Origin of the sequence: Candidatus Vagococcus giribetii, from assembly GCF_017316185.1 — a bacterium.
GTDB lineage: Bacteria > Bacillota > Bacilli > Lactobacillales > Vagococcaceae > Vagococcus > Vagococcus giribetii.
On the sequence record NZ_JAFLVX010000015.1, the window covers coordinates 37,989 to 61,650 of the forward strand.

Genomic DNA, 23,662 nt, shown 5'->3' on the forward strand with positions numbered 1-23,662 from the left:
TTCTTAAACATACATCGCTTATTTTATCACAAAAGCCACTAAAAAGTTAGTCAGTACTTTTACATGTCTCTCCTACTAATTAAAGAATGGTTCAAAATTGAGTTTGCCTCAAAATAAGAGTAAACTTGGGCTAAGAGGTGATTTCTCCATGTCAAAAGAAATGGAAATAGAATTCAAAAGTTTGTTAACAGAGGAAGAATACCTTCAACTCCTTCAGTTTTACAAACTTCCACAAGACGAATTAAAAATGCAAACAAATATTTATTTTGATACACCTAATGGGTTATTGAGACAACTAAAACAAGGACTACGAATTCGCTTATTACCTAACACTATCGAATTCACCTTAAAAGTCCCTCAACATAATAACTATACCTATTTAGAAATAACTGACAACTTAGTCACTTTTGATCACACACAACCCCTTCTTGAGCAACTAAATCAATCAACAAGCGAGGTTCTAAATTACCTCGTAAAAGAAAACATTCCTATTGAATCATTAAAGGAAACAGGACGTTTAAGTACGATTCGAGGCGAATCTCATCTCAATCCAGATACCCTACTTGTACTTGATAAAAGCTCTTATTACGGTGTGGTAGATTTTGAAATTGAAATGGAAGTAACTAACGGCGAGGAAGGTCGCCAATTCTTCCATGACTTTTTAAATCAACATCAATTAGATTATCGACCAGCACCAAAAAAGATTGCGCGCATGTTTGAAAGAAAAAATAGCTTAACATCGTAATATCTTCACAAGCTTATTCCTTTTCCTTTCTTTATTTTTTTGGTAGATTATATGTGATTGAAAAGGAAGACATTAGTGGTTAGGAGGCATTGAGATGATTGAGATATACCTTTTTATAAATCCTTTAGATGAATCCAGTTTAAAAGTAGAAGAAAAGTTTTTACGGATCATCCATAAAGAAACCGAAAAGGTTCATTTTAGATTAATTCCACTGGTAAATCCTCGCGTAATTCAACAGTATATAAAAAGTCATGACCTACCCTTAGGAGACTTAGACAATAGAAATAAATTATGTAACTCAATTTATTCTGCTTGTTTGGACTACAAAGCCTTACAACTTCAAGGAAAAAAATTAAGTCGACAATTTCTATTTGAATTACAAAAAAAAGTTGGACGTCACAAGGAAAACTATTCAACTCAATTAGTTCATCAGATTTTAACGCAGATAAATGCAGATCTCACGTTGTTTAAGCATGACCGAGAGTCTAATTTAATTGTTGATTTCTTTAAACTAGATCAGCAAGTAGCCAACGAGATGGGTATCGAATCATTTTCTGATGCAGTTATTTTCAACTATAACTGTGACCGAGATTTCGGGGTGTTAGTTGAAGCAGATACACCTGATGCCATTATTGAAGAATTATTCAAAACCCACTGTGACACCAGTCAATTTTCTACAGATGACGATCGTTTACACTTATATTAACTTTAAAAACGAAACAAACAGCGAGACTAACTCAATTTTGAGTCAGCCTCGCTGTTTTAGTTTTAAAATGTTTCTACTAACGCTTCTAATTCATTTAATCTTGCTTCAAAGACTTTCATCGCATCTTCAATATAAGCTGCTTGTGTCATATCAACACCAGCTTTTTTCATCACTTCGATTGGGTAATCACTACTTCCAGCTTTTAAGAAACCTAAGTAATTCTCTAAAGCATTTTCCTCACCCTTAAGAATTTTATCTGCTAATGCGGCGGCTGCAGAGAATCCTGTTGAATATTGGAATACATAGTAATTGTAATAGAAATGAGGGATACGACTCCACTCATAAGCAATTTCTGGGTCTTTCTCAACAGAAGGACCGTAATATTTAGCATTTAAGTCAGCATAATAGTCGCTTAAGAATTCACTTGTTAAAGGAGTTCCTTTTGCGTCTTCTGTGTGAATAAAGTGCTCAAACTCAGCAAATTGAGTTTGTCTAAAGATTGTCCCTTTAAATCCATCTAAGTAATGATTTAATACAAAGGCTCTTACTTTAGGGTCTGTTTCTGTTTTTAATAAGTACTCAGTTAATAAGTTTTCATTAGTTGTTGAAGCGATTTCTGCTAAGAAAATTGAGTAATCACCGTACACGTAAGGTTGTGTTTTACGTGTGTAATAACTATGAACACTATGTCCCATCTCATGAACTAATGTGTATAAATGATTTAAACTATCATGCCAGTTTAAAAGAATGTAAGGTTTTGTGTCGTAACTTCCTGAAGAATAGGCCCCGCTGCGTTTTCCTTTGTTTTCTACTACATCAATCCAACGATCGGCATAAGCTTCTTTGACAATGTCGATATACTCTTCACCAAGTGGTGCTAACCCTTTAAGAGAAATCTCTTTTGCTTCTTCATAAGAATGCTTAATTGGCGCGTCCCCTAAAACTGGTGTGTACATATCATACATATGTAACGTATCGACATTTAATAATTTTTTACGTAAGGCAACGTAACGATGTAGTAATGGTAAGTTTTTATCAACCACATCAAGTAAAGTATCATAAACAGATTCTGGAATATGGTTAGCACTTAAAGCTGCTTCACGAGCTGAAGAGAAGTTTCTTACTTTAGCGTTAAAGTTATGTTTCTTCACATTAGCTGTTAACGTGCTAGCAAAAGTATTTCTAAATTGTTCGTACACACTGTACATACCTTTAAAAGCTGCTTCTCTAACTTCACGATTAGTGCTTTCCATTAATTGGCCGTATAAACCATGTGATAATTCCACATCGTTTCCTGCTTCGTCTTTCACAATTGGGAATTTTAAGTCAGCATTGTTTAAAACGGAGAAAGTATCACTTGATGCTGATAACACTTCACTAGCGTTTGCTAATAATTCTTCTTCTTTTGCTGATAACACGTGAGCTCTTTCATCTGTCATTTGTTTAACAAAATAACGATAGACTTCTAACTCTTTATTTTCTGCAAAATAACCATCAATTTCTTCATCTGATAACGTTAATACTTCTGGTTGGAACCAAGCTAGTGCTGCTCCTGATTGAGCTGCCAAACTACTTGCTCTAGCATATAATCCTTGGTAAGTCGTGTTACTTGTATCTTGATCATTTTTCAAGTGAGAGTACACATAAATTTTTTCCACTTCACGGTACACACTAAGTAAATACTCAATGGCTTTTAAAAAGCTATCTGCCCCATTTTTTAAAGTTCCTTGGTAAGTTGGAGCTTCTTCTAATTGTTTGCTTAAGGCATCATACGCCGCATCAAATGCCGCATCATCTTTAAAAATAGGCGTTAAATCCCATGTTTCTTCAACTGATAAATCTGAACGATTTGGTAATTGTTTTGCTTCACTCATTATTTCATAACTCTCCTCTCATAATTTACTTACTAATCATACCATATTTTAAAGGAAGCCACAGAATTTCATACTTAAAAGTAGTAGTTGAATTAACTTTTTTTACCAAAAAATAAGTTTTCCCCTCCACTCGTACCAGTCCTTGATTTCTTAAATAAGTTAAATACAAAGATAAACAGTAGCTCAATAATTTGTCCTCTCCTACTAAAACAAACACAGGAAATGAATACTCTTCTTTAATAAATAATAGTATTTCTTCTAAATTGCCTTTTCCTTTGTCTAACAAATAGGTATGAAGTAGAAAACGCAAAATTAACTCTTCTTCCATTAATAAAGGTGTTAAAAAACTTGGAAAAAAATACAGATCACTTATCTCTCTTAAGTTATGCCCTTTTTCATAAAAAAATGACTGAAGCAACATGATTTTTGGTTGCTTTAAATTAAGTTGTTGATTCCATTTTTTCTGTTGCTCGTTGTAATTCTTACTCGATAACGTCCGCCAATTTTCTTTCATCAGCTGCTTATTAGGAAAAGCCAATATATCTATTAAAGACGTGTGATGTAAAGAAAAGTAACGCCGCTTATAAACTAACTCTAGTGGTAGCTTTGTCAAAAAATAATCCAGATAAATTGTTTCTTTTGTCACATCAAGCTCCCACATATAAAAACCACTGCTCACTGAAAAATAGATAAACTGTTTTTGAAGAGTAGATAAGTGCTTCTTGAGATGAAAGTTGTTACCTAATAACCAAACGACTTGGTAATCATGAGCTAAATAAGCTTCACTTCGCTCTTTAAATCGTTCAATAGAAAGAGAGCTACACTGAAATTCAATGGCAATCTTTCCATTGATTAATACATCTGGTCGTTGTTGTAACTCTGGCAAATAAGCCTCTACCTCATAAGGAATCCCGTAAGTCTCACAATTAGTCGCAATGAGTGTTTTCCCTTTTAGATGTTCTTCGGATTCATTTTCCGAAAATGCCTCACACATTTGTCTAGCTTTGTGGGCAAAATGAGGCCTGATAACTTGTCCATTTTTTATAATCACTTCACTGTGACAAGCCGAACAAAACCACTGCTCTTTCTTATAGTCATTTATTTCTTCTTGTGTGAGACGCGAAAGATTCACTCGTTCTTTCAAATGATTTTCTGCTACTAGCACATTCAGTCACCTCGCTTCACCTAAAATATTCGTCAGATATGAAAAGTTACTTGAAATTTATCACCTAGTCCTTGATACTGATAGATAAGATAAGGAGGGACACTCGTATGTACGATACATTAAAACAAGACATTATTAATGTTAGTAAAGAAATTGGCATCGATAAAATTGGCTTTACCTCAGCTGAGCCCTTCGACCACTTGAAGGCAAGCCTCCTAGAACAGAAAGAAAATAAGCATACAACTGGTTTTGAACACCAAAATATTGATGAGCGCCTCTATCCTGAGTTGATTTTTGATCAACCAAAATCCATTATCTCAATTGCTCTTGCGTATCCTTCTCGTATGAATTCACGACCTGAAAAAATTCGCGGAGAAAAACGAGGTAAATTTGCCCGAGCTTCATGGGGAACAGACTACCATAATATTTTGAAAGACCGTATGGAGAAGTTAATTGATAAGATAAAAGAGCTTGGGGATAACAATCCTGAGTTAACTTTTAAACCCATGGTAGATACTGGTGAATTGATTGATGTTGTTGTCGCCCAACGAGCTGGTCTTGGCTTTATTGGGAAAAATGGTTTACTGATTACTGAAGAATTCGGTTCTTATGTTTACTTAGGGGAAATCATTACTAACATTCCTTTTGCACCTGATACACCAAAAGAAAACCAATGCGGCTCTTGCACGAAATGTATCGACCAATGCCCCACTTCTGCCCTTTTAGGGGACGGCCGAATGAATGGGCAACGTTGTTTGTCTTATCAAACCCAAACCAAAGGCATGATGCCAGAAGAGTTTCGACCAAAGATTCGAACCATTATTTATGGTTGTGACATCTGTCAGGAAGTCTGTCCTTTTAACAAAGGAAAAAATTCTCATTTTCATGATGAGATGGAGCCTGATCCTGAAGTCGTTCAACCCTTATTAAAACCACTTTTGACAATTTCTAATAAAGAATTCAAAGAAAAATTCGGTTATCTCGCAGGCTCTTGGCGCGGTAAAAAACCAATTCAACGAAATGCTATTATCGCTTTAACTAATGCAAGAGATAAAACAGCTATTCCTAATATTTTGAGATGTTTAGAAGAAGATCCACGTCCCGTGATTCGTGGAACAGCTGCCTGGTCACTAGGCATACTTGGTAAAGGAAACGAGGAAGTCCTTTTATTCCTACAAGAGAAAGTCGAAAAAGAACAAGATGAAGAAGCACTTGCTGAATTAAACAAAGCAATAGCTAATCTAAAAAGCGCTGATTAATCCCCTAGTAGGTTAATCAGCGTTTTTTATTGATATGTTTAAGTCCATAAAAAAAGTACCTAGCCGTTACAAGACTAGGTACTAAAAGGAGTTGTTTATTTACTTTGGAGGAGTAAATAAAATGAAAAAGTTTGTTAGGGTTGTTTTGTTGGTATGTATAAAGAATACAATTCAACTATGAACAATTAACTCTTAAGTTATTTCTTTTTTATGAATTTAGTTGTAAGAAATAGTAACCACCTAAAATTTAGATACTAACATAATGTTTATTTTCCAAAAAACTTTTAGTAAAAACATAAATAATGAAACATACACATGTAAATAAATATTGGTATCACTATTATAGGAATAGTAAATAAAAACATAGCTTCATTTGAACCTACTATGCCAGAAAAGAATAGTATCAAAAATAAAGCTATTAGAACTCCCATTACTTTAATCACATTCTTTTGATACATAGTATCTTTAACTTTAAAAGATACTAAACATATTAATAACGTCACAATAACTAAGACATAGCCGATTAATTGATTGTCATCACATTTTATCCCTATACCATAACCTGTCGCAAAAACTAAAGATAAAAAATAAACAATATCATACACTAAAGTTAATACGACAATTTGCCAATAGTCTTTTCTCATAAGCTAACCCCTTGCTAAAGCTCGACAATTGAATAATCATAACCAAAACTATCTAAAAACTTAAACACATCCTCTGTGTTAAGGAATATCGTTTTGGTATTCACATTCGGATGAAAACTCATACGTTTTTCTTCTGTAATTTCTTTATCAATGTAGACTTTGATATCTTTTTCTTCGTTATTCAACAAACCAAATATAGAAACAACTCCTGTTGGTAACTTCATTTTTTCCATCAAGCTATCGGTGGACGCCATCTTAATTCGTTTTTCCTCAGTTATCTCTTTTAACACTTCCATGTCCAAACGTTTTTGGTCATCCATAATCACCAAATAGTACGTCGTCTTTTTCTTGTTGGTTAAAAACATTGATTTTGTGCGGACACCTTCAATTCCCTCAATATAACCATCTGCCTCTTCTGTGGTTAACGCTGGAGGATGTTCGACTATTTCAAAAGGGATAGTTAACTCATCTAAAGTAGTTGCCACTAATTCATATAGACTCAAATCACTCACTCCTTCACTTGTTTCATTCATTATACCATCTTTATTTAGATTTCTAAGTAGTGTATTAATAAAACTAGTCTTAAAAGATAATGTTAAACACACAAATCCTTCCCTAGCAAATTAGGTTGATAAAAAAATGATACAATTGATCTTAGGAGGGATGACATGAACCAATCTTTAAGAACTATTTATTCAACACACCATCATACTTATCCATTAAAAGAAAACATTCGCTTCGAGCTAGCGCATGGATATAATGCCACTTATTATGGTCAAGTAGCTCATAATAAGCAGATTGATGCAGTTGAAAACGGTAAAAAAAGAGCTCTTACTTTATTTCACGACATTTTCAAGTATTCGGAAACCATTCAGATGATTTTTTTTATTTCTCATAATTCATCTAAAAGTAACATAAAAAAATATTTGTACAAAAACGAGTTCAAGGTAATTGATAGTTTTGTCACTAATTCTTGGGAGGACTACTATGAAGGTCTAACAACTGTTTTGGTAACAGAAACAGCCAAAAGTAATATCAGAATAACAAAGGTAATCGATGGCATTTGTTATGAAGATTTTTATAGACATGGCAAATTAAGAATTAGAAACCCCTTTGTTTTTTACAATGCCAAAGACAATATTATTCTTAATATATACGATGATCGAGGGTGCGATGTTTGGTCAGATAATTTGAAAAGACAAAAAGAACTGTTTAACCACTATTATTCTTGGATACTAGATTATGACAAAGAAAATATCTCTCGTTTTTATAATTCAATCGAATAGATAATCTACAAAACAAAAAAAGAATCCCCAAAAAGGATTCTTTTTTCACTATTAACTAAAACTCTTCTAGAGCAATCGATGCTTCTTCCCATGCTTCTAACAACTCTTCTTGCTTAGCAAACTTTTGATTCAACGAATCATTGAGTTGTTGTAAAACAGCATGATCTTCTAAGTTTTCAGGTAAGCCCATCTCTTCTTGTAAGGCTTCAATAGATTCTTCTAATTCATGCATTTCTTTTTCAAGTGCCTCAACTTGTCTCGTTAAGGTGCGTTGTTCTCTTTGTTTTTGCTTGTCTAACTCAAAATTTTTCTTTGTTTCTGTCTTTACTTCAGAGACTACTTCTTGCGTTTCTTCATCTAATAATTCTTTTAATTGCTCTTCTTCTAATTTCTTCTCCAAATAGTAATCATAGTTACCATGATATAGCTTACTACCTGTCTCAGATAATTCTAAAATACTTGTAGCAATTCGGTTGATGAAGTAACGGTCATGGGAAACAAATAGCAATGTCCCCTCGTAATCAATCAACGCGTTTTCTAATACTTCTTTACTATCAATATCCAAATGGTTCGTTGGCTCATCAAGAATTAAAAAGTTGTCCTTATTCATCGATAACTTCGCTAGGGCTACTCTTGCTTTTTCTCCCCCACTTAATAATGGTATAGTCTTCTTCACATCTTCTCCTGAGAAAAGGAAACTACCTAAAACTGTTCTGATTTCTTTTTCAGGAATCGTTGGGTGTTCAGACCATAGTTCTTCTAAAATTGTCTGACGAGAACTTAAGTTGGCTTGTTCTTGGTCGTAATACCCAATAGTAACGTGATGACCTATTTTTTGTGTTCCTCGAATAAAAGGAATCACCTCAATAATTGACTTCAATAATGTTGATTTCCCAACACCATTTGGTCCAATTAAGGCAATCGCTTCTTGCTTACGCAGTTGAAAATCAATAGGCTCACAAAGAACTTTTTCTCCGTAACCAATCGCTCCTTGAGTGATTTCTAATACTTCTCGACCAGATTCTCTTTCAATGCCAAATAAGAAGTTAGCCGATTTTTCGTCTCCTTGAGGGCGATCCATACGGTCCATTTTTTCTAATTGTTTACGACGACTTTGAGCACGCTTAGTAGTTGAAGCACGAACTAAATTACGTGCCACAAAATCTTCTAACTTATTAATTTCAACTTGTTGCTTCTCGTACTCTTTCCATTCACGTTCTAAACGCTCTGCTTTTTGAGCCAAATAACGTGTGTAGTTGCCTTTATAGTGACTCATTTTTTGACGACTAATCTCATACACTTCTTGGACAATCTTATCTAAAAAGTAACGGTCATGGGAAACCATCAAAAGAGCTCCACGGTAATTTTGTAAATAGTTTTCTAACCAACTTAACGTCTCAATGTCCAAATGGTTCGTTGGCTCATCTAAAATAAGTAGGTTTGGCTTTTCCAACAGTAATTTAGCTAAGGCTAATCTGGTTTTTTGTCCCCCAGATAAATTACTAATCAAGTGATCATAATAACTTTCATCAAATCTAAACCCATGTAAGACAGATTTGATTTCTGATTCGTAACCATAACCGTTTAACTCATTAAATTCATGTTGCAGACGGTCATAGTCTTTTAAAAGTTGCTCATAAGACTGACTATCACTGTCCGTTGCCTTTTCTGACATCTCAATTTCTAAAAATCTTAATCGTTCTTCCATCTTTCGAACAGGATCGAACACACTAAGCATTTCTTCCCAAATAGTTTTAGTTGACTCTAATCCTGTATGCTGATCTAAATAACCGATTGTAAGTTCTTTAGTTGTTGAAATCGTACCTAAATCAGGTTCTTCGATTCTTGCTAGTATCTTCAAGAACGTTGATTTTCCTGTCCCATTGCGTCCAACTAAGGCAATACGACTTCGATCTTGAATTTCCATATGCATGTTTTGAAATAACACATCATCACCAAAGAGACGTGCCACTTGATTGGCTTGTAATAAAATCATAACCTTCTCCACCTTTAATATACTGAGCATAGTTTATCACAGTTAGCAGTTATTTATAAAGTTCATTTGTGATAAAGCCCGTCATTCTCAAGCTAATAAATTGCTTTTAGCTTCTTCTAACTGTATTCTAGGTAAGTGAAGTTTATAACAATGAGACAGTTTTTATAATTAAGTGAGGGAAAAATAATGAGAGAAACAACTATTCCAAAGGCAACGGCTAAACGTTTACCTTTATACTATCGATACCTAAAATTTTTATTTGATTCAGGAAAGAAAAAAGTATCTTCTACTGAACTAAGCGAAGCTGTGAAAGTGGATAGTGCTACTATCCGTCGTGACTTTTCTTACTTTGGTGAGCTTGGTAAACGTGGTTATGGCTATGATGTGGAAAGTTTAATGAATTTCTTTGCCAAAACATTAAACGAAGATGAATTAACAAACGTTGCACTAATCGGTGTTGGTAACATGGGACGTGCCCTTGTTAACTACCGTTTCCATCAAAGTGATAGCATTCGCATTAGCGCTGCTTTTGATGTGAAAGAAGATATTGTTGGTCGTATTATTGATGGTGTGCCTGTCTACGCATCAGATGAAATGGTTCAACAAATCAAAGAACAACATATTGAAGTAGCTATCTTAACCGTACCAACTGACTACGCTCAAGAAAATGCTGATTTATTAGTTGAAGCAGGTGTGAAGGGGATTATGAACTTTACCCCTGTTAGATTAAATGTACCAGAACATGTTCAAATCCAAAATGTGGATTTAACAAATGAAATGCAAACACTAATCTACTTCTTATCTCATTACAAAGAAGACGATAACGAATAAAAAATAAGAGGCCGACATTTGAGTCGGCCTCTTATTTTACTTAACAAAGAGTAGTTGCAGCACAATGACCAAGGTATTCATACCTGCATGGGCAATGATAGAAGTTAAAATCGAACCTGTTTTTCTATAGATTAAGAAAAACAAGAAGCCTAACCCACCATAAACTAAGTAATGACCATCGACATGCATCACTGCAAACAAAGCAGAGCTAATAATTGCTGATAACCAGATATTTAACTTTTGATTTAACCAATTAATCAAACTAAAACGGAAAACAAATTCTTCCATAATAGGTCCAGCAATCGTTACTGCGATAATAAAGAAAGGTGAACTTTTGATAATCGCTGTAATATCAGCTGTATTTTGTGAACCCATAGGTTGATTAAAGACAACAATTTCAATCATAGCAAGTATGCTTTGCAAGAAAAAACTACCAATAATCAAAACAAGACCCAAACTAATAATCAGTCCATAGTCATCTTTTTCTCTAGATAAAGTGGCTTCTTTGTTTGTTTTTAAATTAATCATAGATAAAACAACAGCCCCTAACACATACATGATTGCAGTTAAATTCGGGATAGCTGTTTTTGGAATAAAGGGCAAGATACTAAATAGCAATGGACTTTGTAAGGCACACAAAAAACCGAAAATAGTCCAGATTGTATTCTTATTAATAGACATAGTAAACCTCCTAAGCATTTGTCTTTATTTATGATAACACACATAGCAGAATTCATTAGCATAATTCTTGCAAAACAACAAAAAAATAGGTATGATGATTAAGTAAGTTAGCACTCAATATTAACGAGTGCTAACAATTAACATTATTCTTTATTTTATGGAGGGATATCAATTGTTAAAACCATTAGGAGATCGCGTTATTATTGAAATCAAAGAGGAAGTTGAGCAAACAGCAGGAAGTTTCCTACTAACGTCAGCTTCTAAGGAAAAATCTCAAACAGGCGTTGTCATCGCTGTTGGCGAAGGACGTGTCTTAGAAAACGGCACAAAATTACCTGTTGAAGTAGCCGTTAACCAAACAGTTATGTTTGAAAAATATGCAGGTCAAGAAGTGAAGTACGATGGTAAAGAATTACTAATCGTTCATGAAAAAGACATTATTGCAATCGTTGAATAAAAAAATTATGAGGTGAAATGACATGGCAAAAGATATTAAATTTTCTGAAGACGCACGTAGTTCTATGATGCGTGGTGTGGATACATTAGCTGATATTGTAAAAGTAACATTAGGACCTAAAGGACGTAATGTTGTTTTAGACAAATCATTTGGTTCTCCACTGATTACAAATGACGGTGTCACTATCGCTAAAGAAGTTGAATTAGAAGATCGTTTTGAAAATATGGGTGCTCAATTAGTTGCTGAAGTAGCATCTAAAACAAATGACATCGCTGGTGACGGAACAACAACTGCAACTGTTTTAACACAAGCAATCGTTCGTGAAGGTCTTAAAAACGTAACAGCTGGTGCTAACCCAATCGGTATTCGTCGTGGGATTGAATTAGCAACTAAAAAAGCTGTTGAAGAATTACATGCTTTATCAAAACAAGTTGATTCAAAAGAAGCAATTGCTCAAGTAGCAGCTGTTTCATCAGGAAGCGACACTATTGGTGAGTTAATTTCTGAAGCAATGGCTAAAGTTGGTAATGACGGTGTTATTACCATTGAAGAATCAAAAGGAATCGAAACTGAATTAGACGTAGTTGAAGGTATGCAATTTGACCGTGGCTACTTATCACAATACATGGTAACTGATAACGATAAAATGGAAGCTGTTTTAGATAACCCTTATCTATTAATCACAGATAAAAAAATCTCAAACATCCAAGACATCTTACCTTTACTAGAACAAATCTTACAAGAAGGTAAACCATTAGTGATTATTGCTGATGATGTTGACGGAGAAGCTTTACCAACACTTGTCTTAAACAAAATCCGTGGAACATTCAACGTAGCGGCTGTTAAAGCTCCTGGCTTTGGTGACCGTCGTAAAGAAATGTTACAAGATATCGCTATTTTAACAGGGGCTACAGTGATTACTGAAGACCTTGGTTTAGATCTTAAAGACACAACTATCGAAGCTTTAGGAACAGCAAGCAAAGTTGTTATCGATAAAGACAACACTGTTATTGTTGAAGGTGGCGGTAATAAAGACGCTATCGACAACCGTATTGGTCTTATCCGTGCTCAAATCGCTGAAACAACTTCTGATTTTGACCGTGAAAAACTACAAGAACGTCTAGCTAAATTAGCTGGTGGTGTAGCTGTTGTTAAAGTTGGAGCTGCAACTGAAACAGAATTAAAAGAATTAAAACTACGCATTGAAGATGCTTTAAACGCAACTCGTGCCGCTGTTGAAGAAGGTATCGTCTCTGGTGGTGGTACTGCCTTTGTTAACGTCTTACCTAAATTAGCTGAAATTGAAGCAACTGGCGACGAAGCAACTGGTGTTAAAATTGTATTACGTGCTTTAGAAGAACCAGTTCGTCAAATCGCTGAAAATGCTGGATTAGAAGGCTCTGTTATTGTGGATAAACTAAAACAAGCAGAACCAGGTATTGGCTACAATGCTAAAACAGATGAATGGGTAAACATGATTGATGCTGGTATTGTTGATCCAACTAAAGTAACTCGCTCTGCTTTACAAAACGCAGCAAGCGTCTCTGCTTTATTATTAACAACTGAAGGTGTTATCGCTGACAAACCAAGTCAAGATGCTCCTATGATGCCAGGTATGGACCCATCAATGATGGGCGGTATGATGTAATTTTTAGTTTTAAATTTACATCGATATAAAACAACCCCACATGAGATTAAATTCCTCATGTGGGGTTTCTTGTCATTTATTTTTATAAGCAATCCTACAATTTGCTCATCATAATAATAACTACTAGTAAATAGCATTTCTTCTTCCATCGATGATTTGTCTATTTATTTGAAATCTCTCGTTTCTTCAAAAGTAGCCCCTGATAAATCTATCAATTAAACATTTATATATTCTTTGTATGATACAATAGTAACGTCTGAAAGAGGTGACTATTATGATAATCCTAGAATCAACTATTACTTGTCCTGTTTGTCATAAACAAACAACTGAGACGATGCCAACTGATTCTTGTATGTATTTTTACGAATGCCCACATTGTCAAACACGACTAAAATCTCTTGAAGGAGATTGTTGTGTCTTTTGTTCATACGGAACAATACCTTGTCCACCACTACAACAAGAAGATAACAAATAAACCACTTGATTGATTTTCAAGTGGTTTTTATTTATTACATTAATTGTCATACAAATCACACTATAACTACTAGTATCATAAATAGTTCGAACTAATACTATCAACTCATCTAAATAGTTCAATTGGAATACCTCTATCAATTTGCTACACCTCTTATTTTTTCACCTTACTAAACTAAAGTCTACTTTTTAACGCCTCTCTAACAAAGATTAAAGCTAACTTCTCATTATTCAACTTTTCTAACTCTAATTCAACTCTTGATAATTCAGTATCAATAATCGTTAAATTAGACTCCCACTGTCTTTTAGTCCCACAGAAATCTTTATTCGTTTTAATTTGTTTAATAATCCTAATAGGCAATCCCATGTCTCTCAATTCTCTAATATTTTCAAACTCATTTTGTTCGATTTTTGTAAATTCATATCTACCATTCATCTTCTCTGGTGCTAGTAACTGTTCATCTATGTAATATCTAACAGTTTCTTTAGTCGTTTTCATTTCAGTAATAAATTGACCTATCTGCATGTTTCACCTCCAAAAAGCTTGACGTGTGGTGTACCACACATTGTTTAATGAGAATATATCAAGAAGGAGTGTTCTCATTATGACAATCATATTAATAACTTTAGCTTTTCTATATGCTAGTTTAATGGTACTAGCATCAATTAAATCTATCTCACTTTCAACATATCCAATCATTTTTTTATGTAATCTGTTCGGTGCGTTACTTGTTTTTCTTTATTTAATTGACTATCGCTTTTTATACCTTGGCATTGTGTTATTGTTTATATCCGCCCTATTAAATGGCCGTTTCATCTTAAAAGGAATTACTTTTTCACATGTTTTTATTCGATTCATCTTCTCAATTGTACTGATAACTTTAAACTATTTCGTGCATCATAATTTCTAAAACGGCTTCTTCTTTTTAATAATATTATACTAGATACTAAATAAACAAAGCACCCTTATTTAAGAATAAAACTCTTAAGAAAGGGTGCTTTTATATTAATAAGTTGTACCTCCCAGGCCAACAATCCCAACAATATCATTCATAATTTGCTCCATGGAGTCTCCTGTAAATGACACCATACGTCCGTCTAGTCGTTTGACATGACTTAACATCTCTATTCGATCTGCTTGAGCTGTTGTGGTGCATTGCAAATCTACTGTTGCTGGTAAACTAAAGTTGATTTGCTCTACGGGTTGAGGCCTTTCAATTGCCTGTTTAACACCTGCTATGATTTCTTGTTTTAGTACATTCATGGGTTTACTTTTAATGCTGTATCTACCATAAGCTTCTTTAGTCGTCACAACAGGAACACTTGAAAATAACCCATCTTCGTGTAATTGTTTTTTCAAAGCTTCATCACCAATAATCAATCCTACCGGGACACCGACTTCTGAAGCATATGAAGCGTTAATGGTAGTTTCATTAACGTACTCACCATTTATTTTCAAGTCATAAGCAACTCTAGCACTGTAGCCATGATCCATACTACTGTGAATCGTCCCAATCCCACCATGATACCCTAAGAAAATAACTAGATCATGCTCTTTAGTTAAACCTGTCATCATATAATTATAACGAGGGAAACCATTTATCAAGGCTACTCGGTCGTCCATCTCTGACAATCTTAAATAAGAAAGATTAACTCCTTTACTATGAGAATCTGAAATGGTTATTTCTTCAATACTTTCATTGTATTGACTCTCTTTAATCCCTTGTAATACCCACTTCAGATGCCAATGATACAGTTCTCTAAAGTCAGCTGTATCATCTGATTCCATATCAAAATCAGCTATTCCTGCTAACCCTTCAATGTCACAGGAAATATAAATTTTTTTCATCACATCAAGCCTCCTTTTATTTCAAATCTTTGTAATAAACTGGACCTAATGGACCTGGTTTAAAGTTAGAAATTTTGTCACTAATGAGGTAAGATTCAGATATTTGGAACAAAGGTACTAAAGGTGCTTCTTCTGAAACAATTTTATCTGCTTCCATCATCAGCTCCCAACGTTTGTCATAATCATTCGCAAATTCTCCGTTAACTTGATCAATTAATTGGTTAAACTTAGGGTGATCCCATTGCCCAAAGTTATTTGAATTTTTGGCTGTTAAGAGATTTAAGAAATCCACTGGATCCGCAAAAACTGGTGTCCAACCACCTAGCACAATATCAAATTCACCTTGGCGACTCATTTCTAATCGGTTATTAAATGGCACAGCTTTAACGTCTACTGTTAAGCCATCTAAGTTATCATTTAAAGCTCCTTGGACATACTCACTAATTTTTTTAGCGTTGTCTGTGTCTGAACACAAAATAGAAATAGTTAGCTTATCTTTTCCAAGTTCTTTTTTGGCTTCTGCCCATAAAGATTGCCCTTGTTTCTTATCACTCTTGGCGATTTGTCCAACTTCTTCAGCAAAGTCTTTTTTAGTGGTGTTGCTGATAAAGCCTTTTGGTACAAAACCAGGTGACTCTAATGAGCCATCTCTTAAGACATCCTCAGCTAAAGTTTTTGAATCTAAAGAAAGAGCCACTGCCTGTCTTGCTTTTACATTATCAAACAGACCATTTTTTGTGTTTAATTCGATATAGTAAGTTCCTGGCACACTTCTAATAGCTAAGTTTGGACTGTCTTTATACTGAGCTACTAAATCACCACTGATACTCACTTCATCTAATTGACCACTATCAAACATATTTTGAGCCGTACTACCTTCTTTAATAACGGTTACATTAATCTTATCAAAATTCACCTGTTCTTTATCCCAATACTCTTTGTTCTTTTCATAACTCCACTCATTATTCGTTCCTGACCAACCAACCATAGTATAGGGTCCGTTGTATAAAATATTTTCTGAGTCAGTCCCGAATTTGGCTCCTTTTTCCTCTACATACTCTTGATTAAGAGGATAGAATGCGGGTACAGCTAAAAGCTCTAAGAAGTATGACATGGGGTACTCTAATGTTACCTCGATCGTTTTGTCATCCACTGCCTTAATTCCTAACTTATCAGCTTCTAAATCACCATCAGCGATTTTTTGATAATTTTTAATTCCTGAAAAATAATAAGCTTGTGGAGAAGCGGTCTTTTTATCCACAGTTCTTTTCCAAGAATACTCAAAATCTTGTGCTGTGATTTTCTTGCCATTACTCCAATTAGCCTCTCTTAACTCAAACTCGTAGGTCAAACCATTATTAGTCGGCTCAACAACCTCTTTTGCTAATGCTGGCACTGCTTTTCCGTTTCCATCAAAAGCGTATAACCCTTCTCCAAACTGACTCACTGCTTGCACAGCCGTATTATCCATTGCCAAAGAAACATCTCCTGTGGATAATTCTGAAGCACTCGCAACACTAATCGTTTGCTTATCCTCTTTCTTACCAGATGTCTTGTCTTCTGGCTTTTTAGAAGAACAACCCACAAGAAGTAAACTACCAACTAACAATAACCCAATCATTTTTTTACGTTTCATGATACTCCTCCTCTTTCTTCATTTTCTAATCATTCTATCATATATTTTTAATCTTTCAAGTGAATTTATAAACAATATCACTAGTTAGCCTTTTAATGAATGAGTAAACTTCTTCGTTCTTTCTTTACATAAAATAACATTTAGTCTTATTTAGGACGTTTTTTTTGATAAACCATTAGTATTTTCAAAAAATGAATGTTAAACTTAAAGTAACTACAATGAAAGGATTTGATTTATATGAACGACTATCAACAACGTGGTTTCGACTGGGGTTCATTTATCATTGGTGTTTTATTATTTTTTGTTGCTCTTTACTCCTTTAAATCCCCCATCACCAACCTAACAGCCATTGTACTTGTCTTCGCTTTTTCTGCTATTACTAAAGGAATTTTGCAATTAATTTGGCGAAATCGCATAAAAAAATACATTGATTATAGCTCCAGTAGATTGATTTTTTTAGGCGTTATTAATCTTCTTGTTGGCTTTATTCTCCTTGTTAATATGTCAGCAAGTATTATCGCTTTACCTTTTGTTTTTGCTTTTTGGTTCATTCTTGAATCCATTGGAGAAGCCTCCCTTCTGCCTAGTATCAAAAAAGTTTCTAACAGTCATTTTTGGTTAGTCTTAATTGCTTGTATCATTAATATTGTGCTAGGTATTTTCTTACTATTTAAACCTTTAGTAGCAGCCTTTACATTATCCTGGTTAGTAGGAACTTACTTTTTAGTGGCTGGTATTACTTATATTGTGCGTTCATTCTAATCAAAAAAAGTCTCAACTAATTAAAATGAATTAGTTGAGACTTTTTTGATAGGTCCCTTGTTCTAGGCATGTTACACTAACATTAACTAATAAAAATCAAGGAGTGATGTTATGAAAATAGCTGCATTATTTTTACCTAATGATTATGCCGATTGGGAAGGTGCTTATCTTTCTAGTATTTTAAATACAAATCCAGAGTGGCAAGTCAAAACCGTTGGAATCACTAAAGAAACAACTTCGATTGGTGGGTTTAAAACAACTGTTGATTATTTAATTGAAGACTTACCTCAAGATATTGATTTATTTGTATTAATTGGTGGTAACGACTGGCAAATCACAAATGATACTTTACTCAAACAAATTACTTCTTTTTTAGATGAGGGACTTCTTGTCGGTGCTGTCTGTGGTGCTGTGGATTACCTAGCTAGACATGGATTATTAACACCGTATCAGCACACAGGAAATGCTCAATTCTTCTGGAATGATTTTGAACGCTACACAACACCTGAGAACTTCCACGAAGTTCAGTGTGTTTCTGACCGTAATTTAGTCACAGCAAATGGAACTGCTGCTATTGATTTTACCCAAGCTATTTTAGAAAAGCTTGATTTTGAAACACCTGAAATTAGACATAGAGAAATCGAGTTGCAACGTATCGGGTTTTACGAATACGTTGAACGATTTGGCAATCCTTTCCACTAAAAAAGGGAGGTCAAAAGTCGTTTTACTCTAAGCAACTGGAGAAATTAAAGAAAAGAGGCTAACTTAACTGTCAGCCTCTTGTTTATTCCCCTACATTAATACAATGAGCTATTCCTTGACTTTTTGATGAGATAAGCTCATTTAAGGCAGAGGGTTTTAAGTTAGTCAGTTGATTTTCTTCTGCCCAGGTCACATTGACTTTTTCTCGGCAAATCAACTCTTGATTCTTTTGACTTAAAACTAAATCATAAACAAAAATAAGTTGTTGATACGGCCTGTCATCATAATCAAAAAAATTTTCAATGATAGCTGATAACTCTTTGACCTCAACATCTAAATTTGTTTCTTCTTTGAATTCTCGAATCACGGCTTCTTCAGATGTTTCCCCCATCTTCACTGCACCACCAGTTAAGGTTTGAACCCCGTCACTTTCAAATGAAACAAGAACTTTTCCTTCTTTTCTCAGGATACCACAAGCTCTAACATCAAACCTGCTACCCTCAATGGTCATTCTAATATCTGTCATTTTTTAGTCCCACTTCTTTTATCACTTGGCTAATAAACACGACTAATCCAATAATCAAAGCTCCTTTAAAAAAATAGACCCAAAAAACCAAATAAGGAGCAACACAAAGCCATGCGAGGATGAGTAAGCCAATTACCACACTTTGTTGTTTGAACGTCATTTTCCTAATAAGCAACCATCTCACAAAACTTTCTCTCACTTGTCTTGTTTCTAAGTACTCGTTATACCATTTCATCTAAGAAGCCTCCTCTTCAACGTTTTTTTCTAGTGTAGCACAAAAAAATTGTTTAAAGCTTCTTTAAGAATGAACAAGATAAGTTGTTCCAACATAGTCACCTTTAAAGCGTTGGCGATACTGATTGGGACTTATTCCTGCTAATTTTTTAAAAATACGACTGAAGTAAGCTGGATCTCCGTATCCTACCTCTTCACTGATATCTGCTAAAGAGCAAGGTGTTTCTCTTAAACGTTTTTTAGCTTGTTCCACTCGGTACTGAGTCAGATAAGCAATGTAAGTCATCCCCACTTCTTTTTTGAATAACTGGCATAAATAACTTGGATTAAGATGTATGTAATTAGCTAACTCATCTAAATTTAAGTCCCTAGAAAAATGTTCATGAATGTACTCAATCATTGGAAGAATGGTTTCATTATGAGTCATATCAATGGCTTCATTTCGGTGATGCAAGAGTGATACTTGATTCAACGAAATAATGGCTCGATGGATACTTGTTAAGGCTTCTTCTTCTACTAAAGGTGTGACTAAATAATCAATAGCTCCCATGCGCATAGCTTGTTGAATATTCTCAAAACTCTCCTCTTGATCAATCATAATAAAGCGCACATTGGGATATCTTTCTTTTAGTAATGCTGTTTTTTCAAATGTTGTCTCTTCTTGATTCATCTCAATCAATAAAATCTCTGGCTCATGTTTTAAAGGTCTGGCTAAAGCTTCCGCCAAACTAGAAGCATTGGGTAGCATAATAACATTAACAAAATAATGATGAAACAACCTGTCTAATCCTAAAAGAAGCTCTTCATCTTGTACTATTTTCAATACATAACACATAGAATCCCTACTTTCTTATTTTTCACAAACAAAAACAATTCATTTCAACTTGTTTACTTAACGTGTTTTTATTATACCATGAATATCTTTACTTTTTAGGCAAATGAGGCATTTTCTCTAAAATTAATCCAATAAAATCTACATTTTGTCCTAACTCGCTTTTTGTGAAAAATGTTACCATTTAGTTAAGAACAAAAGTAACCAACTAAATTATAGGAGGATTATGATGAGTAAAGAAAACAAGCAAGTAGTCAATGTAGAAGAGTCGATTAATCTATTAGTGGAAAAAGGACTTGTCGCTTTAAGAAAAATGAAAACCCTTACTCAAGAACAAGTAGATGCCATCGTTTATGAAATGAGTTTAGCCGCTATTGATCAACACATGCCCCTAGCTAAATTAGCTGTAGAAGAAACAGGTCGTGGTGTGTATGAAGATAAAGCCATAAAAAACATGTTTGCCTCTGAAAGTATTTGGAATAACATTAAACACAATAAAACGGTTGGAGTCATTCACGAAGACAAACAAACTGGCATCAAACAAATTGCCGCTCCTATTGGTGTTCTTTGTGGCGTTACACCAACAACTAACCCCACATCAACTACTATTTTTAAAGCGATGATTTCCTTAAAAACAAGAAATCCCATTGTCTTTGCTTTTCACCCGGCTGCTCAAAAGTCTTCAGCAGCAGCTGCTCGAGTTGTTCGCGATGCTGCTATTAAAGCTGGCGCACCTGAGGATTGTGTTCAGTGGATTGAAGTCCCTTCTTTAGAAGCAACTAATGCCTTAATGAATCACCCAGACATTGCTTCCGTATTAGCAACTGGTGGCTCTGCGATGGTCAAAGCCGCTTATTCAACTGGTAAACCTGCTATTGGTGTAGGTCCTGGTAATACACCTGCCTATATCGAGAAAACAGCTAAAATCAAACGAGCTGTTAATGATTTAATTGTTTCTAAAACCTTTGATAACGGTATGATTTGTGCCTCTGAACAAGGTATTATTGTTGATCAAGAAATTTACGATGAAGTTAAAAAAGAATTCCAAGCCCATCAAGTCTACGTATGTAATGCAAAAGAAAAAGACTTACTTGAAAACTATTTAATGAATGAAGCAAAAACAGCTGTTAATCCTGAAGTAGTTGGAAAACCTGCTACTGACATTGCAGAAAAATCTGGTATCACTGTACCACAAGGAACAAAAATGTTAATTGCTGAGTTAAAAGGAACTGGAAAAGAGCATCCTCTTTCTCTTGAAAAATTATCACCTGTTTTAGCTATGGTAAAAGCAACTAGTCATGAAGAAGCCTTCAAACTAGCAGAACAAATGCTTGAAACTGGTCTTGGCCATACAGCTTGTATTCACACTGAAGATGAGGACTTACAAGTAAACTACGCACTACGCATGAAAGCATGTCGTATTTTAGTTAACACGCCAACTTCTCAAGGTGGGATTGGTGATATTTACAACGAGATGATTCCATCATTAACATTAGGTTGTGGGTCATACGGTAAAAACTCAACCTCTCAAAATGTATCTACAGTTAACCTATTGAACTACAAAACACTAGCGAAAAGGAGAACAAATATGCAATGGTTCAGACTACCAAATCGCATTTTCTTTGAAAAAAATTCGATTCAATACTTACAAGTGATGGAAGATATCGAACGTGCCTTTATCGTTTGTGACCCTGGTATGGTACAGTTAGGTTATGCAGATATTATTATTGAAGAGTTGAGAAAACGAAACAATAAAGTTCACTTTGAAATTTTCTCAGAAGTCGAGCCAAATCCATCAACAAATACAGTTTATAAAGGAACAGAACAAATTGTTAACTTTAAACCTGACACGATTATCGCTCTTGGTGGTGGTTCTGCCATTGATGCAGCTAAAGGTATGTGGTTATTCTATGAACACCCAGAAACTGAATTCTTTGGGGCGAAACAAAAATTCTTAGATATTAGAAAACGTATTTACAAATTCCCTAAAGCTGAAAAATCACGTTTGGTTTGTGTGCCAACCACATCAGGTACAGGAGCTGAAGTGACACCTTTTGCGGTTATCACAGATAGCGAAACACATGTAAAATACCCATTAGCTGATTATGCTTTGACACCTGACGTGGCCATCATTGACCCACAATTTGTCTTATCTGTGCCAAAATCAATCTCAGCTGACACAGGAATGGACGTATTAACTCATGCTCTTGAGTCTTATGTATCTGTTATGGCTAGTGATTACACTCGTGGATTAAGCTTAGAAGCCATTAAATTAGTCTTTGCTAACCTAAACAAATCAGTTAATGAGCAAGATCCGATTGCTCGAGAAAAAATGCATAACGCCTCAGCCATTGCTGGTATGGCTTTTGCTAATGCTTTCTTAGGTATTTGTCACTCAGTGGCTCACAAAATTGGTGGTGAGTACAATATTCCACATGGCAGAACTAATGCTATTTTGTTACCACATATTATTCGATACAATGCTAAGGATCCACAAAAACATGCGATTTTCCCTAAATACGACTACTTCAGAGCTCATGAAGACTATGCGCAAATTGCTCGAGAACTTGGATTTAAAGGCAATACAACGGAAGAACTCGTTGAAAGTCTTGTGACAGAGATTATCGCACTTGGTAAAAGCGTTGGTATTGATATGAGTTTGAAAGCTCAAGGCGTAACACAAGAAGTCCTAGATAACACTGTGGACCGCATGGCAGAACTAGCTTATGAAGACCAATGTACAACGGCTAATCCAAAAGAGCCTCTTATTAGTGAGTTAAAACAAATCATTATTGATGCTTATAAAGGTGTTTAAATAAAAAACAAAAAAACAGTCTTCTTTTAGACTGTTTTTTTTGCGTCATATAAGGTATTCTAGAGGTATCTTAAAGAGCATGCTTAAGGAGGATACTGTTTTGACGACACCTATTATTCACTATCAAGTAAATAAAGACATAAGTGATGGTCAATTACGCCCTCTTTATGAGTCAGTTGGCTGGATATCCTATACGGACCAACTTGAGGATTTAAGCTTGTTATTAAGTGGTAGTCATCTAGTCATTAGTGCTTGGGCTGATAACGAATTAGTCGGCTTGATTAGAACCATTGGAGACGGTGTTTCCATTGAGTATGTTCAAGATTTGCTCGTTCACCCAACCTATCAACACCAAGGAATTGGTACAACTCTATTAAGTAGAGTCAAAGAACTATCAACCCAAGTTCGCCAATTTTTACTAATTACTGACAATAGTTCAGACAACCAACGCACCATTGAGTGGTATCGTCAACAAGGTTTAGTCCCTGTCGCTGAAGCCAACATAATTGCTCTTTGGAGAAAATGAGAAGGAGTTTTTAC

At 34.8% G+C, this 23,662-nt stretch carries 26 protein-coding genes; 13 read left to right on the plus strand and 13 right to left on the minus strand.

Features of this window, described 5'->3' with window-relative positions; all coding sequences use genetic code 11:
• The first annotated feature begins 148 nt into the window (after positions 1 to 148).
• Both DOK76_RS05110 and DOK76_RS05115 read left to right on the plus strand, forming a co-directional pair.
• Entirely contained in the window at positions 149 to 745 is a 597-nt protein-coding gene (locus DOK76_RS05110; RefSeq protein ID WP_206965445.1) for a CYTH domain-containing protein, read from the plus strand.
• A gap of 94 nt (positions 746 to 839) precedes the next feature.
• Complete coding sequence (locus tag DOK76_RS05115) at positions 840 to 1,451, plus strand: DsbA family protein (RefSeq protein ID WP_206965447.1); 612 nt, start codon at positions 840 to 842, stop codon at positions 1,449 to 1,451.
• Positions 1,452 to 1,513: 62 nt separating this feature from the next.
• Here the strand turns inward: DOK76_RS05115 and pepF are convergent, their stop codons facing one another.
• Both pepF and DOK76_RS05125 read right to left on the minus strand, forming a co-directional pair.
• The gene (gene pepF / locus DOK76_RS05120) at positions 1,514 to 3,325 is read right to left on the minus strand and encodes an oligoendopeptidase F (protein ID WP_206965449.1); all 1,812 of its coding nucleotides are present in this window, start codon (positions 3,323 to 3,325) and stop codon (positions 1,514 to 1,516) included.
• A 25-nt stretch (positions 3,326 to 3,350) separates the two neighbouring features.
• A complete protein-coding gene (locus DOK76_RS05125) occupies positions 3,351 to 4,490 on the minus strand; it encodes a competence protein CoiA (protein WP_206965451.1) in 1,140 nt (379 codons plus the stop codon).
• A gap of 107 nt (positions 4,491 to 4,597) precedes the next feature.
• Between DOK76_RS05125 and queG the strand changes: the two genes are divergently transcribed.
• Entirely contained in the window at positions 4,598 to 5,749 is a 1,152-nt protein-coding gene (gene queG, locus DOK76_RS05130) for a tRNA epoxyqueuosine(34) reductase QueG (RefSeq protein WP_206965453.1), read from the plus strand.
• 284 nt (positions 5,750 to 6,033) lie between these two features.
• On the opposite strand, the gene DOK76_RS05135 is transcribed toward queG, so the two are convergent.
• Both DOK76_RS05135 and DOK76_RS05140 read right to left on the minus strand, forming a co-directional pair.
• A complete protein-coding gene (locus DOK76_RS05135; protein WP_206965455.1) occupies positions 6,034 to 6,393 on the minus strand; it encodes a hypothetical protein in 360 nt (119 codons plus the stop codon).
• Positions 6,394 to 6,407: 14 nt separating this feature from the next.
• Positions 6,408 to 6,896 (minus strand): prolyl-tRNA synthetase associated domain-containing protein, encoded by a 489-nt coding sequence (locus tag DOK76_RS05140; RefSeq protein ID WP_370590097.1) that lies wholly within the window; start codon positions 6,894 to 6,896, stop codon positions 6,408 to 6,410.
• A gap of 165 nt (positions 6,897 to 7,061) precedes the next feature.
• Here DOK76_RS05140 and DOK76_RS05145 point away from each other — a divergent pair, with 165 nt between their 5' ends.
• The gene (locus DOK76_RS05145) at positions 7,062 to 7,679 is read left to right on the plus strand and encodes a DUF3885 domain-containing protein (RefSeq protein WP_206965459.1); all 618 of its coding nucleotides are present in this window, start codon (positions 7,062 to 7,064) and stop codon (positions 7,677 to 7,679) included.
• Between the two features lie 55 nt (positions 7,680 to 7,734).
• Here DOK76_RS05145 and DOK76_RS05150 read toward each other — a convergent pair whose 3' ends face one another.
• Positions 7,735 to 9,675, minus strand: a complete 1,941-nt coding sequence (locus DOK76_RS05150; protein WP_206965460.1) for an ABC-F family ATP-binding cassette domain-containing protein — start codon at positions 9,673 to 9,675, stop codon at positions 7,735 to 7,737.
• A gap of 186 nt (positions 9,676 to 9,861) precedes the next feature.
• On the opposite strand from DOK76_RS05150, the gene DOK76_RS05155 reads away from it, so the two are divergent.
• Positions 9,862 to 10,506 (plus strand): redox-sensing transcriptional repressor Rex, encoded by a 645-nt coding sequence (locus DOK76_RS05155; protein ID WP_206965461.1) that lies wholly within the window; start codon positions 9,862 to 9,864, stop codon positions 10,504 to 10,506.
• A 36-nt stretch (positions 10,507 to 10,542) separates the two neighbouring features.
• On the opposite strand, the gene DOK76_RS05160 is transcribed toward DOK76_RS05155, so the two are convergent.
• On the minus strand, positions 10,543 to 11,187 hold the full coding sequence (locus DOK76_RS05160) for a CPBP family intramembrane glutamic endopeptidase (protein WP_206965462.1): 645 nt from the start codon (positions 11,185 to 11,187) through the stop codon (positions 10,543 to 10,545).
• A gap of 172 nt (positions 11,188 to 11,359) precedes the next feature.
• Between DOK76_RS05160 and groES the strand changes: the two genes are divergently transcribed.
• The 3 genes from groES (at position 11,360) to DOK76_RS13350 (ending at position 13,767) form a co-directional block, all read left to right on the plus strand.
• Entirely contained in the window at positions 11,360 to 11,644 is a 285-nt protein-coding gene (gene groES, locus DOK76_RS05165; protein WP_206965463.1) for a co-chaperone GroES, read from the plus strand.
• Positions 11,645 to 11,666: 22 nt separating this feature from the next.
• Positions 11,667 to 13,292, plus strand: coding sequence for a chaperonin GroEL (gene groL, locus DOK76_RS05170; protein WP_206965464.1), 1,626 nt, complete (start codon positions 11,667 to 11,669; stop codon positions 13,290 to 13,292).
• A 274-nt stretch (positions 13,293 to 13,566) separates the two neighbouring features.
• Complete coding sequence (locus DOK76_RS13350) at positions 13,567 to 13,767, plus strand: GDCCVxC domain-containing (seleno)protein (protein ID WP_370590094.1); 201 nt, start codon at positions 13,567 to 13,569, stop codon at positions 13,765 to 13,767.
• Here the strand turns inward: DOK76_RS13350 and DOK76_RS05175 are convergent.
• Positions 13,671 to 13,907 carry a hypothetical protein gene (locus tag DOK76_RS05175; RefSeq protein ID WP_206965465.1) on the minus strand — a complete coding sequence of 79 codons (237 nt, stop codon included), beginning with the start codon at positions 13,905 to 13,907 and terminating at the stop codon, positions 13,671 to 13,673. The two genes, DOK76_RS13350 and DOK76_RS05175, sit on opposite strands and share 97 nt — an antisense overlap.
• Before the next feature lie 34 nt (positions 13,908 to 13,941).
• Complete coding sequence (locus DOK76_RS05180) at positions 13,942 to 14,292, minus strand: MerR family transcriptional regulator (RefSeq protein ID WP_206965467.1); 351 nt, start codon at positions 14,290 to 14,292, stop codon at positions 13,942 to 13,944.
• Positions 14,293 to 14,371: 79 nt separating this feature from the next.
• On the opposite strand from DOK76_RS05180, the gene DOK76_RS05185 reads away from it, so the two are divergent.
• Complete coding sequence (locus DOK76_RS05185; protein ID WP_206965469.1) at positions 14,372 to 14,677, plus strand: hypothetical protein; 306 nt, start codon at positions 14,372 to 14,374, stop codon at positions 14,675 to 14,677.
• A 95-nt stretch (positions 14,678 to 14,772) separates the two neighbouring features.
• Here the strand turns inward: DOK76_RS05185 and DOK76_RS05190 are convergent, their stop codons facing one another.
• Together DOK76_RS05190 and DOK76_RS05195 are read right to left on the minus strand one after the other, a co-directional pair.
• Positions 14,773 to 15,615, minus strand: a complete 843-nt coding sequence (locus DOK76_RS05190; RefSeq protein WP_206965471.1) for a M55 family metallopeptidase — start codon at positions 15,613 to 15,615, stop codon at positions 14,773 to 14,775.
• A 16-nt stretch (positions 15,616 to 15,631) separates the two neighbouring features.
• Positions 15,632 to 17,251, minus strand: a complete 1,620-nt coding sequence (locus DOK76_RS05195; RefSeq protein ID WP_206965472.1) for a peptide ABC transporter substrate-binding protein — start codon at positions 17,249 to 17,251, stop codon at positions 15,632 to 15,634.
• 237 nt (positions 17,252 to 17,488) lie between these two features.
• Here DOK76_RS05195 and DOK76_RS05200 point away from each other — a divergent pair, with 237 nt between their 5' ends.
• Positions 17,489 to 18,013 (plus strand): HdeD family acid-resistance protein, encoded by a 525-nt coding sequence (locus DOK76_RS05200; protein WP_206965473.1) that lies wholly within the window; start codon positions 17,489 to 17,491, stop codon positions 18,011 to 18,013.
• A gap of 111 nt (positions 18,014 to 18,124) precedes the next feature.
• The gene (locus tag DOK76_RS05205) at positions 18,125 to 18,715 is read left to right on the plus strand and encodes a type 1 glutamine amidotransferase family protein (RefSeq protein ID WP_206965474.1); all 591 of its coding nucleotides are present in this window, start codon (positions 18,125 to 18,127) and stop codon (positions 18,713 to 18,715) included.
• 82 nt (positions 18,716 to 18,797) lie between these two features.
• Here DOK76_RS05205 and DOK76_RS05210 read toward each other — a convergent pair whose 3' ends face one another.
• The 3 genes from DOK76_RS05210 to DOK76_RS05220 all read right to left on the minus strand — a co-directional run bounded on the left by DOK76_RS05210 (position 18,798) and on the right by DOK76_RS05220 (position 20,310).
• Positions 18,798 to 19,241, minus strand: coding sequence for an NUDIX hydrolase (locus DOK76_RS05210; RefSeq protein ID WP_206965475.1), 444 nt, complete (start codon positions 19,239 to 19,241; stop codon positions 18,798 to 18,800).
• Positions 19,228 to 19,476, minus strand: a complete 249-nt coding sequence (locus DOK76_RS05215; RefSeq protein ID WP_206965476.1) for a hypothetical protein — start codon at positions 19,474 to 19,476, stop codon at positions 19,228 to 19,230. The genes DOK76_RS05210 and DOK76_RS05215 overlap by 14 nt, the downstream gene beginning before the upstream one ends.
• A gap of 63 nt (positions 19,477 to 19,539) precedes the next feature.
• Positions 19,540 to 20,310 carry a helix-turn-helix transcriptional regulator gene (locus tag DOK76_RS05220; RefSeq protein ID WP_206965477.1) on the minus strand — a complete coding sequence of 257 codons (771 nt, stop codon included), beginning with the start codon at positions 20,308 to 20,310 and terminating at the stop codon, positions 19,540 to 19,542.
• 226 nt (positions 20,311 to 20,536) lie between these two features.
• Between DOK76_RS05220 and adhE the strand changes: the two genes are divergently transcribed.
• Both adhE and DOK76_RS05230 read left to right on the plus strand, forming a co-directional pair.
• Entirely contained in the window at positions 20,537 to 23,122 is a 2,586-nt protein-coding gene (gene adhE, locus DOK76_RS05225) for a bifunctional acetaldehyde-CoA/alcohol dehydrogenase (protein WP_370590095.1), read from the plus strand.
• 100 nt (positions 23,123 to 23,222) lie between these two features.
• The gene (locus DOK76_RS05230) at positions 23,223 to 23,648 is read left to right on the plus strand and encodes a GNAT family N-acetyltransferase (RefSeq protein WP_206965479.1); all 426 of its coding nucleotides are present in this window, start codon (positions 23,223 to 23,225) and stop codon (positions 23,646 to 23,648) included.
• Positions 23,649 to 23,662: the final 14 nt, after the last annotated feature.

Coding starts and splice junctions, on each gene's coding strand:
- DOK76_RS05110 (WP_206965445.1), top strand. CDS start 149: ATGTCAAAAGAAATGGAAATAGAATTCAAAAGTTTGTTAACAGAGGAA.
- DOK76_RS05115 (WP_206965447.1), top strand. CDS start 840: ATGATTGAGATATACCTTTTTATAAATCCTTTAGATGAATCCAGTTTA.
- pepF (WP_206965449.1), bottom strand. CDS start 3,325: ATGAGTGAAGCAAAACAATTACCAAATCGTTCAGATTTATCAGTTGAA.
- queG (WP_206965453.1), top strand. CDS start 4,598: ATGTACGATACATTAAAACAAGACATTATTAATGTTAGTAAAGAAATT.
- DOK76_RS05135 (WP_206965455.1), bottom strand. CDS start 6,393: ATGAGAAAAGACTATTGGCAAATTGTCGTATTAACTTTAGTGTATGAT.
- DOK76_RS05145 (WP_206965459.1), top strand. CDS start 7,062: ATGAACCAATCTTTAAGAACTATTTATTCAACACACCATCATACTTAT.
- DOK76_RS05150 (WP_206965460.1), bottom strand. CDS start 9,675: ATGATTTTATTACAAGCCAATCAAGTGGCACGTCTCTTTGGTGATGAT.
- DOK76_RS05155 (WP_206965461.1), top strand. CDS start 9,862: ATGAGAGAAACAACTATTCCAAAGGCAACGGCTAAACGTTTACCTTTA.
- DOK76_RS05160 (WP_206965462.1), bottom strand. CDS start 11,187: ATGTCTATTAATAAGAATACAATCTGGACTATTTTCGGTTTTTTGTGT.
- groL (WP_206965464.1), top strand. CDS start 11,667: ATGGCAAAAGATATTAAATTTTCTGAAGACGCACGTAGTTCTATGATG.
- DOK76_RS13350 (WP_370590094.1), top strand. CDS start 13,567: ATGATAATCCTAGAATCAACTATTACTTGTCCTGTTTGTCATAAACAA.
- DOK76_RS05180 (WP_206965467.1), bottom strand. CDS start 14,292: ATGCAGATAGGTCAATTTATTACTGAAATGAAAACGACTAAAGAAACT.
- DOK76_RS05185 (WP_206965469.1), top strand. CDS start 14,372: ATGACAATCATATTAATAACTTTAGCTTTTCTATATGCTAGTTTAATG.
- DOK76_RS05190 (WP_206965471.1), bottom strand. CDS start 15,615: ATGAAAAAAATTTATATTTCCTGTGACATTGAAGGGTTAGCAGGAATA.
- DOK76_RS05195 (WP_206965472.1), bottom strand. CDS start 17,251: ATGAAACGTAAAAAAATGATTGGGTTATTGTTAGTTGGTAGTTTACTT.
- DOK76_RS05200 (WP_206965473.1), top strand. CDS start 17,489: ATGAACGACTATCAACAACGTGGTTTCGACTGGGGTTCATTTATCATT.
- DOK76_RS05205 (WP_206965474.1), top strand. CDS start 18,125: ATGAAAATAGCTGCATTATTTTTACCTAATGATTATGCCGATTGGGAA.
- DOK76_RS05210 (WP_206965475.1), bottom strand. CDS start 19,241: ATGACAGATATTAGAATGACCATTGAGGGTAGCAGGTTTGATGTTAGA.
- DOK76_RS05215 (WP_206965476.1), bottom strand. CDS start 19,476: ATGAAATGGTATAACGAGTACTTAGAAACAAGACAAGTGAGAGAAAGT.
- DOK76_RS05220 (WP_206965477.1), bottom strand. CDS start 20,310: ATGTGTTATGTATTGAAAATAGTACAAGATGAAGAGCTTCTTTTAGGA.
- adhE (WP_370590095.1), top strand. CDS start 20,537: ATGAGTAAAGAAAACAAGCAAGTAGTCAATGTAGAAGAGTCGATTAAT.